At 65.6% G+C, this 16,587-nt stretch carries 15 protein-coding genes; 5 read left to right on the top strand and 10 right to left on the bottom strand.

Features of this window, described 5'->3' with window-relative positions; translation table 11 throughout:
- The first annotated feature begins 24 nt into the window (after nucleotides 1-24).
- Nucleotides 25-1,002: a hypothetical protein gene (locus AC5RU7_RS08495; RefSeq protein ID WP_494051875.1), complete on the top strand. Its 978-nt coding sequence runs from the start codon at nucleotides 25-27 to the stop codon at nucleotides 1,000-1,002.
- Here AC5RU7_RS08495 and AC5RU7_RS08490 read toward each other — a convergent pair.
- Nucleotides 989-1,645 carry a LysE family translocator gene (locus tag AC5RU7_RS08490; protein WP_494011545.1) on the bottom strand — a complete coding sequence of 219 codons (657 nt, stop codon included), beginning with the start codon at nucleotides 1,643-1,645 and terminating at the stop codon, nucleotides 989-991. The genes AC5RU7_RS08495 and AC5RU7_RS08490 overlap by 14 nt on opposite strands.
- Nucleotides 1,646-1,751: 106 nt before the next feature.
- On the opposite strand from AC5RU7_RS08490, the gene AC5RU7_RS08485 reads away from it, so the two are divergent.
- Nucleotides 1,752-2,207 (top strand): Lrp/AsnC family transcriptional regulator, encoded by a 456-nt coding sequence (locus tag AC5RU7_RS08485; RefSeq protein ID WP_494011546.1) that lies wholly within the window; start codon nucleotides 1,752-1,754, stop codon nucleotides 2,205-2,207.
- 7 nt (nucleotides 2,208-2,214) lie between these two features.
- Here AC5RU7_RS08485 and AC5RU7_RS08480 read toward each other — a convergent pair whose 3' ends face one another.
- From AC5RU7_RS08480 to AC5RU7_RS08470, 3 genes are all read right to left on the bottom strand, one after another.
- Nucleotides 2,215-2,877, bottom strand: coding sequence for a hypothetical protein (locus AC5RU7_RS08480; protein ID WP_494052013.1), 663 nt, complete (start codon nucleotides 2,875-2,877; stop codon nucleotides 2,215-2,217).
- The gene (locus tag AC5RU7_RS08475) at nucleotides 2,877-4,367 is read right to left on the bottom strand and encodes a WXG100 family type VII secretion target (RefSeq protein WP_494051874.1); all 1,491 of its coding nucleotides are present in this window, start codon (nucleotides 4,365-4,367) and stop codon (nucleotides 2,877-2,879) included. Before AC5RU7_RS08475 ends, AC5RU7_RS08480 begins: the two co-directional genes overlap by 1 nt.
- Before the next feature lie 108 nt (nucleotides 4,368-4,475).
- Nucleotides 4,476-4,937, bottom strand: a complete 462-nt coding sequence (locus AC5RU7_RS08470) for an Lrp/AsnC family transcriptional regulator (RefSeq protein WP_494011549.1) — start codon at nucleotides 4,935-4,937, stop codon at nucleotides 4,476-4,478.
- A gap of 326 nt (nucleotides 4,938-5,263) precedes the next feature.
- Here AC5RU7_RS08470 and gluQRS point away from each other — a divergent pair, with 326 nt between their 5' ends.
- Nucleotides 5,264-6,145: a tRNA glutamyl-Q(34) synthetase GluQRS gene (gene gluQRS / locus AC5RU7_RS08465; protein ID WP_494011550.1), complete on the top strand. Its 882-nt coding sequence runs from the start codon at nucleotides 5,264-5,266 to the stop codon at nucleotides 6,143-6,145.
- A 9-nt stretch (nucleotides 6,146-6,154) separates the two neighbouring features.
- Nucleotides 6,155-6,802: an HD domain-containing protein gene (locus AC5RU7_RS08460; RefSeq protein ID WP_494011551.1), complete on the top strand. Its 648-nt coding sequence runs from the start codon at nucleotides 6,155-6,157 to the stop codon at nucleotides 6,800-6,802.
- Here AC5RU7_RS08460 and AC5RU7_RS08455 read toward each other — a convergent pair.
- Together AC5RU7_RS08455 and AC5RU7_RS08450 are read right to left on the bottom strand one after the other, a co-directional pair.
- A complete protein-coding gene (locus AC5RU7_RS08455; protein WP_494011552.1) occupies nucleotides 6,783-8,039 on the bottom strand; it encodes a low temperature requirement protein A in 1,257 nt (418 codons plus the stop codon). The genes AC5RU7_RS08460 and AC5RU7_RS08455 overlap by 20 nt on opposite strands.
- Nucleotides 8,040-8,143: 104 nt before the next feature.
- Nucleotides 8,144-9,460: an ATP-binding protein gene (locus AC5RU7_RS08450; RefSeq protein ID WP_494011553.1), complete on the bottom strand. Its 1,317-nt coding sequence runs from the start codon at nucleotides 9,458-9,460 to the stop codon at nucleotides 8,144-8,146.
- A gap of 362 nt (nucleotides 9,461-9,822) precedes the next feature.
- Here AC5RU7_RS08450 and ggt point away from each other — a divergent pair, with 362 nt between their 5' ends.
- Nucleotides 9,823-11,697 (top strand): gamma-glutamyltransferase, encoded by a 1,875-nt coding sequence (gene ggt, locus AC5RU7_RS08445; RefSeq protein WP_494051873.1) that lies wholly within the window; start codon nucleotides 9,823-9,825, stop codon nucleotides 11,695-11,697.
- A 90-nt stretch (nucleotides 11,698-11,787) separates the two neighbouring features.
- On the opposite strand, the gene AC5RU7_RS08440 is transcribed toward ggt, so the two are convergent.
- The 4 genes from AC5RU7_RS08440 to AC5RU7_RS08425 are packed head-to-tail and all read right to left on the bottom strand — an operon-like array spanning nucleotide 11,788 to nucleotide 16,569.
- Nucleotides 11,788-13,299 carry an amino acid permease gene (locus tag AC5RU7_RS08440; RefSeq protein WP_494011555.1) on the bottom strand — a complete coding sequence of 504 codons (1,512 nt, stop codon included), beginning with the start codon at nucleotides 13,297-13,299 and terminating at the stop codon, nucleotides 11,788-11,790.
- A 34-nt stretch (nucleotides 13,300-13,333) separates the two neighbouring features.
- Entirely contained in the window at nucleotides 13,334-14,767 is a 1,434-nt protein-coding gene (gene aspA, locus AC5RU7_RS08435) for an aspartate ammonia-lyase (protein WP_494051872.1), read from the bottom strand.
- An 8-nt stretch (nucleotides 14,768-14,775) separates the two neighbouring features.
- A complete protein-coding gene (locus AC5RU7_RS08430) occupies nucleotides 14,776-15,837 on the bottom strand; it encodes an asparaginase (RefSeq protein ID WP_494051871.1) in 1,062 nt (353 codons plus the stop codon).
- Between the two features lie 24 nt (nucleotides 15,838-15,861).
- A complete protein-coding gene (locus AC5RU7_RS08425; protein WP_494051870.1) occupies nucleotides 15,862-16,569 on the bottom strand; it encodes a FadR/GntR family transcriptional regulator in 708 nt (235 codons plus the stop codon).
- Nucleotides 16,570-16,587 lie beyond the last annotated feature (18 nt).

Here is a 16,587-nt window from a genome sequence, read left to right as displayed (position 1 = left end):
CTTCGTCCCGGTTAGCATGGAAAGATGACCGCCGGGGACACTGCACCGATCTACTGGGACAGCCGGGACCTCACCCCTTTCGGGAACCCGCAGCTCCGTACTCCCGTCCACGATCTGGCCGGGGGAGTGGGAGGCCTGCTCAGCGGCGTGCTGGGAGGCAGGAACCCCGCCCTGCTGTCCATCGACGGCGACGTCCCCCGCCTGAAGCTCCTCCTGCCCAAGCCCGCCAAGGCCGTCCACGAGGCCGTCTTCGCCAGCCGGGAGCCTGAGCGGCTGATCACGCTGGCGCGCGCCTATCCCGGCTGGGCCGGCCTGTGCTACCTGATGGCCGGGCTGCTGGCCTACAAGCACGGCGGCTACCTGCGCGCCTCCGAGTTGCTGCACCGCGGGCTCACCATCCGCAACGACGAGGAGGCGAACCGCTACTCGTCCACGTACCTCACCAGGATTGTTACCCAGATCGAACTTGCGGAGCGCGTGGAGATACCCGTCCTCTTCAGCGAGGAATCCGTGTTCCTGGCCTTGTCCCACTCGCTGCGCGAAACCGGCCGAACGGAAGCGGCGCTGGACGCACTGACCGGCCTGCCGCCCTCGCTCCCCATGGCCCTGGCGCGCTGCTCGCTGGCGCTGACGCTGGGACGCAGCCGGACCGTGATCGACTGGACGGAAGGACTGCTGAACGCGGATGACCTCTCCGCGGCGCTGCTCCTCGTGCGGGCGCGCGCCCTGCGCCGGGAGGGCCGTTATGGGGCCGCGCATGAGGCCATCGGCGAGGTCCTGCGCCGGCGCAAGACGCACATGGTGCTGCGCAACGATGCCCTGACGGACCGGGCACTGCTGGTCCTGGAGTCCAGCCGCCGGTCGCTAAACCCGCGCGACTGGGGCAGGCGCCGGCCGGATCCCGAGCCGCAGCGCGAGATCGCCGCACCCATTCCCATCCGCAAGGACGAGGAGATGCGCAGGATCTGGGAACAGGACTGGAAGAAGCTCAGCGGGGACTAGATGCGGCGGCGAGCAGCGGCACCAGCTGTTCGCCCAGCAGGACCACAGCCAGCAGCACCATGATGACCCCACTTGCCAGGGTCACGGCACGGGCTGCCCCGGGTCGGCTCTGCAGCAGCGTCCGGGAAAGCAGTGCGACGGCGGTGTACACGAGGCCGGCCAGCGCCACGAAGGTCATGCCCAGCAGTCCGGACTGCACTGGCACCGGCAAGGAGGCCTCGGCGCTGACGAACTGGGGGATCAGGGCAACATAGAAGAGGAGCCCCTTCGGGTTGATTCCGCTGGTGCCCATGCCCTGAAGGAAGGTGCGGAGCTGGCTTCCGGCAGGACGGACGACGGCGTCTGCCGCACTGAAGGAGGCGCCGCGCCACGAGCGCAGGGTGCTGATGCCCAGCCACATGAGGTAGGCGGCGCCAGCCAGGGTGATCCATCCCAGGACCCCCGGCATCCCGGCCAGCAGGGCCGCCAGTCCCGCCACCAACAGGACGGTGTGGAGGACGTACCCGCCGCAGAGCCCGGCCACCGCCGGAACGAAGCTGCGCTGCCGCAGGCCCGCGGTGATGGTGTAGGCCCAGTCCACTCCGGGGGTGCAGGCGAGGGCGGCAGCTACCAGGATGAAGGCCAGGAACAGCTCCGGATTCATGGGATTTTCTCCTGTCGGTTCTCTCAGGAGAAACGATAGGGATTTTCAGCCCGTAAGTGCTTTCTTCTTTTCGCCCGCCACCCGGCCCTTGGAGTATGATTCTTGCGTGATTGACGCTGTGGACAGGAATATTTTGCGCCACCTCAAAGAGGACGGCAGGATGACTGCCACCGCGCTCGCCGCCAAGGTGGGCCTGACGGTGGCACCCTGCCACCGGCGGCTGCGCGACCTGGAGAAGTCAGGCATCATCCGGGGGTACAAGGCGGACATCGACCCCGCCGCGGTGGGCTTGGGGTTTGAGGCGATCGTGTTCGTGACGCTCCGGCAGGTGGACAGGCCCACCATGGAGATTTTCGAGAACCGGGTGGCGGACCATCCCAACATTGTGGAGGCGCAGCGGCTGTTCGGCTCCCCGGATTACCTGCTGAAGGTCATTGCCGAGGACCTGCCCTCGTACCAGCGCTTCTACGATGCCGAACTGACGTCCCTGCCCGGGGTCGAACGCCTCACCTCAACGCTGGTGATGAAGAACCTGAAGTCGAACGCCGGCCCGCCGGTATAGCGCCCGCTCACCCGGCAGGCAGGATGTGGACGATGATCACCTGCGTGTCCTTGCCGCCGTCGTACCTCAAGTCGTAGTTGACCGTCAGCCCGGTGGCCGTGCCTGGCGTAATGGAGAAGTCGCTTTTTGAATCCGGGTCTGCCTGCGTGCTGCTGATCCAGTCCTCTGCCGAGGCCTCGGAGATCCCGTACCGCTCTACACCGTCCCGGATCAGGGCGAAGTACTCCTCCGGCGAACCGGCGGTGAGGAAGTAGGTCACTTCACTGAAGTCCGTCTGAGTGTCCGTGGTGTTGAAACGGATGCGGTCCGTCTCCGCGGTTATTTCGCCGTTCGGGGCCACGATGCTCAGGCTGATCTTGCCCGAGTCCCGGGTGTTGATCTCGGGCCCGTAGCTGTCCTGGGCAACACGCACGGCCTCCTTCTCAAGGCGGCCGGAACTCATGTCCAGGCGGGCGGTTTTGGTTTCCCGGATAGCGTCCACTCCGGCAGCGTCAAGGGTGGAGAATTCGGAGGTTTTCACGGTGCTCCCGGCTGTTGTTGAGGTGGCTGGAACGGGGTTGGCAGGCTGGCAGGCGCTGAGGGCAAGGCCAACTGCCAGCGCCGGCAGTATAAGAAGTACGACGGCGGGACGGTGCCGTACGTGCCTGGTGGCGGCGGGGCTGGTGTGCATCACTGGTGGACCTCCGCGTCAAAGCCGTCCAGGAACCTGTCCATGATGCCCGGGATGTTGTTGGTGGGCCGGTACTGTTGCACCCGGTCATCGAAGTCCGAACCGATGATCTGCGCCGCCCGGTCCGGATCGGTGGCCAGCAGATTCTGGTACGCAGGCAGGGTGTCCTGCCGGATGAGTCCCCAGCGCTGGCCCGCATCGGCGATGTTGCCGTCCGGAAAGCCGGTGGTGAAGTCGGTGCGGAACTGCGCGGGGTTGTCCCAGCTTGTCAGCGGAATGTTCTCCGGGCCGGGGCTTTCAACACTGAACGTGTAGGGGAACACCTCCGGATAGCTTCGCGCGCCCGGGATCGAAGGCTCGCCGGCGAGGGTCACCATGTAGGTCACGGCCTCGCCGCCGGCGTGGCTGCGCATGTTGTCGTAGTCGTCCGCGATGATTTCGTTCTGTTCGCGGTACAGGAGGGTTGTATTGCCCTTCTGGACCAGCTCCGGATCGCCGGAATCGATCTGGGCCCAGGCGTTGGCCGTGGACACGTCGATGACGCCGGAATCCCGGAGGCGGTTGATCTCGTCAATGCCGCCGCTCAGGTATGCCTGGTGCTGACGCGCCTGGTCCAGGAAGATTTCCTTGTTCATGTCCAGCATGCTGGTTTCGTAGAAACGGATCTCTTCATCTGTCATGCCCGCCAGCTGTTCGATCTGGTCCAGGACGGGAAGCGGGATGTCCGAGGCCGGATTATCGGCGATTTGCTGGGCGAGGTCGCGAAGCATTGCCATGTCGCGGAAACCTCCGGCGAAGGACGGCCCGATCATGTTGGCCATGCCTGCCCATTGCAGGTCCGGGTTGGCCAGATACGCCTGGCCGTAAAAGTCGTAGACCTTTGCAATGGTTTCCCAGTTGTGTTCCGTGCCCTTGGAGGTGTCCCAGTCTGCAGGATCGATGCCCATGTCCAGCATTGCCTGTTGGTTCCAGTAGGAGCTGAGGAACTCCTGGTACCCCCTGGAGTTGACGGGGATCATGCCCGAATCCGCAGCGGCGTCCAGGGCGGCCTTCGCCGCCTCCGGGTTTGCCAACGCCCACCGCTTGAACTCGCCGCTCTGCAGGTACTGCTTACGTTCTTCTGGTGTCATCGAGTTCAGCGTGTCTGTCAGTTCCTGCGCCGTCCCACCGCCGGAACCGCCCGGGCCGCCGGGGTCGCCGCCTGGCCCGCCGCCGGCCCCTCCTGTACTGGCCTTTTCCTGCTCGTCGGCATTGGCGAGCAGCACCTTCGACGCCGACTCGAGCCCGGCTGTGGCCGACCTGAGCAGCTTCACGTGGGACGAGGTCCACTCGCTCCGGAACCGCTCGCCGTCGTGCCCTTTCCACAGACCTGTGCCGATGCTGCTGCCCAACTGCTGGCTGAGGGCGTTCAGCCTGTTCGCACCGCTCGCCAGCTCTTTCGCCAGCCGCCGGAGCTGCGCCACGTCGCCGCCATAAAACGTCCCCGCCATGATTCCCCCTGATCGGATGCCCCCGGCTGCCAGCCTAACCGGGACGGGTGGCAGGCGGCGATGGGGAGAGGTCCCCGATGCTTGTTGTAGGGGCGGCGGGCAGCCTGGTCAGTCTGCGGCGAGCAGCCCCGTGGTGCGGTAGGGAATGACTTCCCGGAGGAACATGCTGGTGGAGGTGCGCACAATGCCCGGGCATAGCCGGATCTCCTCGGAAACCCGGTAAAGGTCGTCCGGGCTGGTGGCCACAACCCTGATCAGCAGATCGGTATCTCCGGCCGGGGCGTGGCATTCGAGGACCTCGGGGATTTCGCGTAGGGCCGCGATGGCCTCGTTGAGGTGGCTCTGGTCGAGCTCGGCACTGACGGATGCGGCCACTCCGCGTCCCAAGGCGGCGGGCAGCACCCTGCTGCTGTTGGGGCGGAGCGCGCCGGAGGCTGCCATGCGTTCCAGCCGGGTCTGCACCGTTCCGCGCGCCAGTCCCAACCGCTGGGCGAGCACCATGATGGGAACGCGCGGGTCCTCGTCGAGGGCACGAAGGATCCGCTTGTCGGTGGGGTCCAGCTCCTGCAATCTGATCAGTTCCTGTCTCGGGAGCGCGGGAGGATTGATCGGATTGACCAGTACAACTCACGCCGGTTGCACCAACTGTAGGGTGTCTGCTGAAATATTGGCAACTGGGCAACGGCTACCGCCGGACCCCGCAGGCCAACGGCATTTCGGCACACCACCCGGGCGCTGCAGACCGCCTCCCGCAAGGAGGCCGCCGCTGATTGACTCTTGTTCACGCATCGTCATTCCGCACCTTTCACGGCAAGAGCCCCTGAGCCACCGATCATCGGATTTCCGTAGCAATCGGTAGCTGAGGGGCTCTTGTGTTGTCCGCATAGGCTGGATCCATGACCTCAGCCGGCCGCTTCGCCCCCAGTCCTTCCGGTGAGCTTCATGTGGGCAATCTGCGCACTGCCATGCTGGCGTGGCTGTTCGCCCGCTCCACGGGGCGGAGCTTCCTGCTCCGGGTTGAGGACCTGGACCGCGCGCGGGCCGGCGCGGAGGCAGTGCAGTTGCGGGATCTTGAGGCGATCGGCGTGACGTGGGACGGCGGCGTGGTCCGGCAGACTGCCCGGGGCCGGCTCTACGAGGATGCCATCCGGCGGCTCGGCGATGCCGGGCTGACGTACGAGTGCTTCTGCACACGCCGCGAAATCCAGGAGGCGCCGTCGGCCCCGCATGCTCCGCAAGGAGCCTACCCGGGTACCTGCCGGAACCTGGGCCCCGCGGAGCTGGAGTTCAAGCGCTCCATCCGTCCTGCGGCCATCCGCCTGCGGTCTGCGGTCCAGGAGTTCACTGTCCACGACATTCTGCACGGCGGATGTACTGGCGTGGTGGACGACTTTGTCCTGCGCCGGAACGACGGCGTGGTGGCTTACAACCTGGCCGTGGTGGTGGACGATGCCGCCCAGGGCGTGGACCAGGTGGTCCGTGGCGACGATCTGCTTCCCTCCACCCCCCGGCAGGCCTATCTGGCATCCCTGCTGCATATTCCGCTACCGGAATATGTCCACGTCCCGTTGGTGATCAACTCCGACGGCGCCCGGCTGGCAAAGCGGGACGGGGCGGTGACGCTTGCCGACCTTGCCGGGGCGGGCATTTCCGCTGATGCCGTGCGGGACCGCCTGCTCGCCTCCCTGAACCTTCCCGCCGGCACCCTTGAACAGGTGCTGGCAGCCTTCAATCCGGCCGCACTGCCGCGGGAGCCCTGGATCTGGAGCGGCCCGTAGGCTTGGGGCATGTTAAATGACCATTTTCCGGACCACAGCCCGGCCCCCAGGTTCACCGTAGAGACTGCCAAGGTCCTGGCCGAGGTGGCCCACAACCGGCAGAAGGACAAGTTGAAGAGGCCTTACCGGGAACACGTCCTGGCTGTGGGCGACGCCCTGGCGGACTTCGACGACGATATCCGGATCGCGGGATACCTGCACGATATCGCCGAGGACACTCCGATCACCCGGCAGGCCTTGCTGGAGATGGGCGTCTCCGAGCGCGCAGTGGAGATCATTGAGCGGGTCACCAACCGGCTCCACAGCAACCCGGACGATTACCAGGCCGGGATTCGCGAGATCGCCCAGGACCACGACGCCGCCCTGGTCAAGATTGCGGACAACGCCCACAACTCCTTGCCGGAGAGGGTAAAGGCTCTTGCTGAAAAATGGCCGGACAAACCGCCGGTCACCAAATACCGCGACGCCCGGCCCGTGCTTTACGCCGCCGTCGAGGTGGAGGAGGTCCGCAAGATCCTGGCCCGGGTGAATCCGTGGCTGCTGGAGGAGCTGGACGACCGCCTGGACGAGGAAGACACCACCGACTACGAGAATCTCTCCTATGGTGAAGCGGACGCCGGCGCCGCATCGGCTGACGCTAGGGCTGAGGAGCGGTAGTTCCTGCTTCCAGCCTTTGCACCGCATGGTGCAGCCGCTCTGTTCCGCGGCGCTCATCGATGACAATGGACGCTGCCAGCCCCAGCACGATGACCAGCATGCACACCGGGACCGATGCCCCCAACGCCGCCAGGCCAACCGCCCCGGCCAGGACCACCATTATCCCGGCGGCAACGGCAATCACCGTCCGGTCCGGCCCCATCATGGTGCTGTACAGCCACGTTAGTGTGAGTTTGAAGACGGCAACCGGCACGGCAATGGAGGCGACGGCCGCTGCGGCACTGATGTGTGCCTCGTGGTCGATGTAGTAGGCGGCCACGTGGAGCCCGGCGCCGGTGGCCGCGATCGCCGCGAAGAGCGGAATGTGCCCGTAGCCGAAGAGGAACGAGCGGTGCCGCTGCAGGTGCAGGGCCCGTCCGGCCGGGAGCATGAAATACACCCACCACATCCCGAAAGCCAGGGCCGTACCGCCAAAGCCCACCAGCGCCGCTTCCACGCTCCAGCCGTGGTTTGCCACGATGGCCCGCAGGGTTTCGATCGCCCCGATCAGGCACTCACCCAGAGCGATGATGGCCAGCAGGCCGTACCGCTCGGCGATGTGGTGTGCATGCCATGGGGTCCTGTCATCGCGTTCCGCGGCATAGGGAGTGCCCATCTCCAATGCGATCAGGGGGATGGCAAGGAGGAATGTTGTGGCCACATCGGTGTCTACGATGAGCACGGCGATCCAGCCGAGCTGTACGAGAGCCAGGTATTTGGCATAGCGCAGGCACGTCTGGCGGCGCGCAGGATCCTGGCGGGACGCCCGGATCCACTGCGTTACAAGTGCAAGGCGCATGATCACGTAGCCGGCCACGATCACCCGGTTGTCCACGTGCCGTCCCTCCACAATGGAGTGGAACATCGGCTCGATCCCCATCGTGAGGATCAGCACCCCGACGATCTGGACCATGGTGACCACCCGGAACACCCAGTCGTCTGTGTCGTAGGCGCTGGCGAACCAGGTGAAATTGATCCAGGCCCAGATCACCGCAAACATCGCGAAGGAGAACCCGATGAGGCCCTCCATAAAGTGGGCCTCGGCAATCTCGTGGGCGAATTGGCTGCCCGCCACCCCGAAGGCGATGACAAAGGTCAGGTCGAAGAAGAGCTCCAGGGGCGTCGCGGCCCGGTGTTTTTCGTGCGGGTCACGGCCGCCCATGCGCGCGAAGGCATGCCGGAGAGGGTTTGAGGACATGCCTCAAAGATTACTCTGGACCGCCTTCTGCTCCAGGGCAGCCGCGAAGTCCTCCGTGAACCGCCGCACGCCATCCCATTCCGTCCAGATGTAGCCGCCCCTTCTCAGACGCGGGCCAGGGCGTCGATGTCCTCAAGGAAGTCCTGGTGGACCTCCTTGCTGACGGTGGTGCGGGTTTCGGCGATGGCATCCAGATAGTCCTGGGTGGACGGGCCTTTCCGCACGGCTTCCCGGACTGACGGCCGCGCTCCGGAGGCCAGCCCGCCGTCGTCGTACACGGCCTTTTCCAGGGCGCGCTGGGACGCGCTGCGGGCCGCGTACTCGATGTCCGCGGGGGAGAAGCCCTCCGTGCGTTCCACCAGGAGCTCGACGTCCACGTCGTCCACCACGGGTGCTGGGATGAAGCGCTGCCACATGGCTTCGCGTGCGTGGCGGTCGGGCAGGCCGATGGGAATGACGTAGTCGAACCGGCCGTGCCGCAGGAACGCCGAATCGAGCGCCCGGATGAAGTTGGTGGCGCACACCAGCAGCCGGCCCGGCTGTTCGCGGAAGGCAGGGATGATCTTCAGGAGTTCGTTGGTGACGCCCTGCAGCGGCGACGGCGGTTCACCGGACCGCTGCGAGGCAATCTCTTCCACTTCATCGATGAAGACCACCGCGTGTTCCAGTTCCGCGATCTCCAGGAAAGTTTCGCGCAGCGCCCCGGCCAGGCCTTGGGGATCGGCGGCCAGGCGGGACGGGAAGACCTCCACGAAGGGCCATTCCAGGCGGGAGGCGATGGCCTTGGCGAAGGTGGTCTTGCCTGTGCCGGGCGGGCCGAAGAGGACGACGGCGCGTGGCGGGACCACGCCGAATTCATCGGCCAGGTCCGCCTCGGCCAGCGGGAGCACCAGCCGGCGTTCCAGCAGTTCCTTTTCCCGGTGCATGCCGGCCACGTTTTCCCACAGGTCGCGGGCCAGGACCCGGCCGCCCAGCTGGCCCAGCGCGCCCAGCTCCTGCCGCTGGACGGGGATGGTCCGCTCGAAGTAGCGCAGGTTCTTCTTAAGGGCGAAGCCGCGGCCCAGGAATGCTTCCACGCGCGTTTCGGAATCCGGCATCAGCGCCGAAAGCTTGTTCAGTCCGTGGGGTGCCATCCGGTTTTCGACGGCGGCCAGCAGCGAGGTGCCGATCCCGCGGCCGCGGTATTCGGGGAGCGTGGCCAGGAAAACGATCCAGCCCTGGTCGTGCGCGGCGCGTCCGACGGCGGCGCCCACCACCTGCTCTCCCTGCACCGCTACCACGGCATGGTCCTTTTCGCAGGATGCGAGCACCTCTGAGAGGGCGTAGACCGGCTCGACGTTGCTCGCCTTCAGGGTTTCCCAGAGATGCAGGATCCCGTCCAGGTCGGCCGAATGGAAATCCCTGATGCGCCAGTTGGTCATATCCGCCTAATCTCCCGGGTGGTTCGTCATTGAGCCGGCATGTCCGTGCCACTGCCGAGCTTAGCGAACGGCGGCGGGCTGAAGGTTGCGGCGGCGTTGCATTACGGCGCTCTGGAACTGGCCGCCCGCGTGGGTTCAGCCACCACCGCCCGCGATTGTGGTGGTCCCGCTACGAACTGCGTGCCTTGGGCGAGGTGCAGGACCGGCGGGCACGTGCCCTGTTGGTGTACCGCCGACAATGCCAGCATGCCACCAACAAAGGGTAGGCCGGCGTGCCCGCAGGGTAGCCGGGGGCGTTGAGAGCCCCATTTCCGAGGAGTAACGTGTGGCTCACCTCACCCGCACCCCATTCAGGAGCAACCATGCCATATCTGGGACGCCGGTTTGCTGCCGTAACGGCAGCGCTGGCGATGAGCGTGACCACCGGGGCGATCATGAGCCCCGCCTCTGCGCACGAGCGGCAGAAGGACGTTTTCGTGAAGACCCCGACGGCTACCGGCTATGGCGGCGCCGTCAGTACCGTCGATGTGGACGCGTCTGCCGCAGCGATCGAGGTCCTGCGCAAGGGCGGGAACGCTGTGGATGCCGCCGTCGCCGCGGCCGCCACCCTCGGCGTCACGGAGCCCTACAGCGCCGGCATCGGAGGCGGCGGCTATTTTGTTTATTACGAGGCCAAGAGCGGGGACGTCGACACCATCGACGGCCGGGAGACTGCGCCCGCCGCTATGCCCAGGGACGCATTCATCAACAAGGCCACCGGGGAGGCTTACCCCTTCCGTAAGCAGGCAACCAGCGGAATTTCCGTCGGTGTCCCTGGAACCCCGGCCACTTGGGAACGTGCCTTGGACCGTTGGGGCAGCATGACCCTGGGGCAAACGCTGGAGCCCGCGATCGAGGTTGCTGAAGACGGCTTTGTTGTGGATGCGACCTTCAGGCAACAGACGCTCGACAACAGGGACCGGTTCCTTCCGTTTGAAGCCACCCGGGAACTGTTCCTCACCGGTCCAGACAATGATGCACCTGCGGTAGGGAGCATTCTGAAGAACGAGGATGTAGCCGAGACGTATCGACTCCTGGCGCATGAGGGCATGGATGAGTTGTATGACGGCCCGATCGCAGAGGACATTGTGTCTACAGTCCAGAACGCGCCCAGCAGTACGGACCCAAACGCCGTCCCCGGACCTGCGGGTGTTATGACAGCGGAGGATTTGGACGACTACAAGGTCCTGGATCAGGACCCCACGCACGTAAACTACCGCGGCTACGATGTCTACGGCATGGCACCTTCCAGCAGTGGCGGCACAACCGTGGGTGAGGCTTTGAACATCCTCGAGGTGTTTGACCTTGGCGAGCTGGCCAAGGGCGAGGGTAAGGGCAACGACAACACGGCCCGTGCTCTGCACCACTATCTTGAGGCCAGTGCCCTTGCTTTTGCTGACCGCGGAAAGTACGTGGGTGACCCCGCCTTTGTGGATGTTCCCACCGATGAACTACTGGACCCTGTCTTCGGAAAGGAACGGTCCTGCGCCATTGACCCGCACAGGGCAGCAACCAAGCCTGTCGCGGCAGGTGACGTTTATTCGTACGACGGCGTGTGCCCGGCCAAGCCGACGGCGCTGAACCACGCACCGGATACCGAGAACATCAACACCACCAACCTCACGGTTTCGGACAAGTGGGGCAACGTGGTGGAGTACACGCTCACCATCGAGCAGACAGGCGGATCGGGCATCACGGTTCCCGGCCGCGGCTTCATCCTGAACAACGAGCTCACGGACTTCTCGCCTGTCTACAGCGAGACGGACCCCAACCGCATCGAGCCTGGGAAGCGGCCGCGCTCATCCATGTCGCCGACCATTGTGCTCAAGGACGGCGAACCGTTCCTGGCGCTCGGGTCACCAGGCGGTTCAACCATCATCACCACCGTTCTGCAGACGCTCATCAACCGGATCGACCTCGGTATGAACATTCAGGACGCCCTGGCAGCTCCGCGTGCCTCCCAGCGCAACACAGCCAATGTGACCGCTGAACAGGCGTTCATTGACGCGCCTTATGGAAAGGACCTTGCCACGCGGTATGGGCACAATTTTGCCGCTGCAGGGGCCGCCGGCACCTCCGCCGCGGAAATCGGCGCTGCCACGGCCATCGAGTTCCGCCATGACGGCAGCACTGTGGCCGCAGCCGAACCGGTCAGGCGCGGCGGAGGCTCAGCGATGGTGGTCAAGCCGTCGCGGTAGCCTTCCGGCCAACCCCTTAAACCCTGACGGCGGCACCTCTGATTCCATGGTTGTGGATCCGGAGGTACCGCCGTCGGACGTTTGGAAGGGTTACTTCATGAACGTCTCCGCGGGCGGGTTTGCGACCACCGGGGAGAGTCCGGTGTGGCCGTCCCGGGTTGCGGCGATTTCGTGGATGCGTTTGCGGCAGGCGTACCAGCCGAAGACCATGAGGATGGACGCGATGGCGGTGACCAGCATGGTGAGCGGTGATTCGATGAAGACCATCACCAGCACTCCCACGAGGAAGAGCAGCGAGAGGTAGCCGGTGTAGGGGGCGCCGAACATCCGGAAGGAGGGGCGCTTGAGCCAGCCCTTGTCGGCCCAGCGCTTGAGCTGGATCTGGCACAGGACGATGGTGGCCCACGTCATGATGATGCCCACGGAGGCGACGTTGAGGACGATTTCGAAGGCTTCGGCGGGCACGAGGTAGTTCAGCGGGACGCCCAGCAGGGACACGCCGGCGGTGATGGCGATGCCGCCGTAGGGGACGCCGGCTTTGTTCATGCGGGAGGCGAATTGGGGGGCGGAGCCGTTGACGGACATGGAGCGCAGGATCCGGCCGGTGGAGTAGAGGCCGGCGTTAAGGGAGGACAGGGCGGCGGTGAGGACGACGAGGTTCATGATGACGTCCACGCCCTGGATGCCGATGGAGCCGAAGAAGGTGACGAAGGGGCTGACGCCTTTTTCGTAGGAGGTGTAGGGCAGCAGCAGGGCCAGGAGGATGACGGAGCCGACGTAGAAAACGGCGATGCGGAAGACCACGGAGTTGATGGCCTTGGGCATGATCTTTTCAGGGTTTTCGGTTTCGCCGGCGGCGGTGCCGACGAGTTCGATGGAGGCGTAGGCGAACAGGACGCCTTGCATGAGGATGATCATGGGCAGCAGGCCGTTGGGGAAGATGCCGCCGTTATCGGTGATGAGGCTGAAACCGACCTGCTGGCCGTCGACGGGGGTGCCGAAGATGACGAAGTAGGTGCCGACGATGAGGAAGATGACCAGGGCTGCGACCTTGATCAGGGCGAACCAGAATTCCATCTCACCGAAGACCTTGACGGAGACCAGGTTCAGGGCGAGGACGACGACGAGGGCGATCAGGGCCCAGGCCCATTGCGGGACGGCTGCCATCCAAGGGATGTAGTTGCCGAAGAAGTTCATGTAGAGGGCTGCGGCGGTGATGTCCACGATGGTGGTGGTGGCCCAGTTGATCCAGTAGAACCAGCCGGAGACAAAGGCTGCTTTTTCGCCGAAGAATTCACGGGCGTAGGAGACGAAGGAGCCCGAGGAGGGCCGGTGCAGGACCAGTTCGCCCAGGGCGCGCAGGATCAGGAACGCGAAGAATCCGCACACGGCGTACGCGATGACCAGGGACGGTCCGGCCGCGTTGAGCCGGCCGCCGGCGCCCAGGAACAGGCCGGTACCGATCGCGCCGCCGATCGCGATCATCTGGATCTGCCGGGGCTTCAGGTTCTTGTGGTAGCCCTTGTCCTCCGCGTGCAGCGCCTGCTCCGATGCATGCGCCTGCGGCGGGATGGTGTGGTCTGTGACGGGGGGATTTGTCATGGGGGTGTCCTTCTAAGTCCGTGGTGTTCGGGGACTACTTGCTGAGGTTTGCCAGGCGTTCGGGGCTGAGGAGTTCCTGGAGCTGGGCGCCGGTCAGGAGCCCGTGCTCAAGGACGAGTTCGGCGACGCCCTTGCCCGTTGCGAGTGCTTCCTTCGCGATGGCCGTGGCGGTGGCATAGCCCAGGTGGGGATTCAGGGCTGTGACCAGGCCGATGGACTGCTCCACGGTGCGGCGGAGGTGTTCGGTGTTGGCGGTGATGCCCCGGATGCAGCGTGCGGTGAGGGTGCGGCAGGCTGCTTCCAGGTGGGAGATGCTCTTGTGGAGGCTGTGGACAATGACGGGTTCGAAGGCGTTGAGCTGGAGCTGTCCGGCTTCGGCGGCCATGGTGATGGTCACGTCGTTGCCGATGACTTCGTAGGCCACCTGGGAGACCACTTCCGGGATCACCGGGTTGATCTTGCCGGGCATGATGGAGGAACCGGACTGGACGGCCGGCAGGTTGATTTCGCCGAAGCCGGCGCGCGGACCGGAGGAGAGCAGGCGGAGGTCGTTGCAGATCTTGGAGAGCTTCACGGCCACGCGCTTCAGTACGCCGGAAAGGTGGACAAAGGCGCCCACATCCTGGGTGGCTTCGATGAGGTCGACGGCGGTGACCAGCGGCAGGCCAGTGACTTCAGCCAGGTGCCGGCAGGCTGCCTCGGCGTAGCCGGCCGGTGCGTTCAGGCCCGTGCCGATGGCGGTGGCGCCGAGGTTGATCTCGTGGATGAGCAGCTCTGCTTCGGCCAGGCGGAGCCGGTCTTCGCCAATGGTGATGGCGTACGTGCCGAACTCCTGTCCCAGGGTCATGGGTACGGCGTCCTGCAGCTGGGTGCGGCCCATCTTCACCACGGTGCGGAATTCCAGGGCCTTGGCGGCGCAGGCTTCCTCAAGTTCGGCCAGCGCGTCCACCAGTTCCCGCGCCGCGAAGATGGTGCCCAGCTTCACGGCGGTGGGGTAGACGTCGTTGGTGGACTGGCTGAGGTTGACGTGGTCGTTGGGGTGCAGCCGCGCGTAGTCACCCTTGGGATGGCCCAGGATTTCCAGGGCGCGGTTGGCGATGACCTCGTTGGCGTTCATGTTCGACGACGTGCCGGCACCGCCCTGGATGACGTCGACGACGAACTGGTCGGCCAGTTGTCCGTCCAGGATGTCCTGGCACGCCTGTTCAATGGCATCTGCGCGTTCGGCGTCCAGCAGCCCGAGCTCCCGGTTGGTGCGTGCGGCGGCGAGCTTGACCGCTGCGAGGCCGCGGACCAGGTGCATGTTGGAGCAGAGTTTCTGGCCGGTGATGGGGAAGTTTTCCACGGCCCGGAGGGTGTGGACGCCCCAGTAGGCGTCGGCCGGAACGTCCCTGTCCCCAAGCAGGTCATGCTCGGACCGGGTGGTTGGAACGGATGTGGCGTCGGTGGCGGATTCGATGATGGTCATGGGAGTCCTCACAGGGCTTCGTTGTCGGGTTTGGACAGGCTGTTGCTCAAAAAGTCGGTGGCTTGCAGCAGGCCCACCTGGTGCCCGCCGCCGAGTACCGGTGCGGCGGCGATGCCAGCCAGCGCATCGGTGTCCACGCCGATCGCTTCCAGCAGGGCCACGGTGGCCGGCATCCGGGCACGGTCGCCGCCGTCGGAAATCTTCACGACCACGGCGCGGCCGTTGGGCAGGCCTACCAGCTGGACACCTTCAAAGCCGTCCTTGGCCACCGCTCCGGGGAGCAGCCGCATGAGCTCGGTGACGTCGCGCCCTTCCCCGGCCACCATTTCCGGGTGCTGCTGCATGGCGAGGCCGACGGCGGCTTCCGCGCCGCCGTCGTGGTTTCCGGTCTTGAAGGAGGCGGCACGCGCGATCCGGCCGAAAGCGAGGGCCATGCCGCCCAGCGTCAGCGCGAAGAGCGGGGTGCCGCAGCCGTCGGTGCTGACGGCGGACGGCTCCTCACCGGCCAGCTCAATGACAGTGGACCGGACGAGTTGCTGCAGCGGGTGCTGCGGGTTCAGGTAGCCCTGGACGGGCCAGCCGTTGATGACGCAGGTTGCGGCCATGGCGGCATGCTTGCCGGAACAGTTCTGCGTGAGCTGGGTGGCGCCGCCTCCGCTGCGCAGCCAGTCTTCGCGTTCGATACCACCGTAGGGGAGGTCGGTGCTGTTTTCCAGGTCGGTGACGGACAGGCCATGCATTTCGAGGATGCGCAGGGCGCCGTCACGGTGCTCTGCCGCGCCGGAGTGGCTGGCCGCGGCCAGGGCCAGGAGGTCTGCCGGGAGCTCAAGTCCGGCGCGGACCATGGCGACTGCCTGCAGCGGCTTGAGTGAGGACCGGGGGTAGAAGGGGGTTGCCGGGTCCCCTGCCGCTGCCAGGATGGAACCCTCAGCATCGAGGGCGATGGCCGAGCCGTAGTGGACGCTCTCCACCATTCCGTCGCGGATGGCGGCGACCAGGGGAGTGTGCTGCGGCAGGCTTGATGGTGCCGGCCCAGCAATGCGGGCAGCGGAAAACACAGGGGAGGGCATGGGGTCCTTGGGGTTGCTTTGTTGCTAGTTGTTGAGGATGGAGTCGAGGGCCTCGCCCACGGCGCGCAGGTGGTTGGCCATGGCTGCACTCGCGTCAGCAGCGGAGCCGGCCTCGATGGCTGCGAGGATCCGCTGGTGTTCAATGTCGGAGGCGTGCTGCCGGTCGGCCACCATGTTCAGCGTTTCCGACTGGTAGGCCAGGGCGTCACGGATGTCCGCCACCACGCTTTCAAAGACCTTGTTGCCGCTGGCGCGCGCGATGGTCGCGTGGAAGCTGGAGTCCAGGGCCACCCAGGACTCCGGATCCGTTTCGGTGGCCATGGCGCCCACGACGTGGCGGAGGGTTTCGAGCTCCTCGTCAGACCGGCGTTCTGCAGCCAGCCCGGCTGCCGGAACTTCAATATGCGGGCGCGCCTCGGTAAGATCCCTCGCCGAGTACTGGCCGAGTGTGAGGTCGTTGGCCACCTTGTTGGCGACCACGAACGTGCCTTTGCCTGTCTTGGTGACCGTCAGGCCCATAGCCGTGCAGGAGCGCAGCGCTTCGCGGATGACCGACCGGCTCACCCCGTACTGCTGGGCAAGCGTGGCTTCAGAGCTGAGCTTGCCGCCCACCGGAATCTGCCCGGACTCGATATCACCGCGGACGGCGTTGAATACCGCTTCGGCGGCGCTAAGCCGCGTGAGGGGGAGCGGAGCAGGCTGTCCTGCTGTCCGGCTGTCTGACAGGTTCACGCTTCAAATATGGCACCG

Source organism: Arthrobacter sp. K410C (assembly GCF_059090105.1).
Note: the sequence above shows the minus strand (reverse complement) of the source record. Positions and strands in the feature narration are given on the sequence as shown.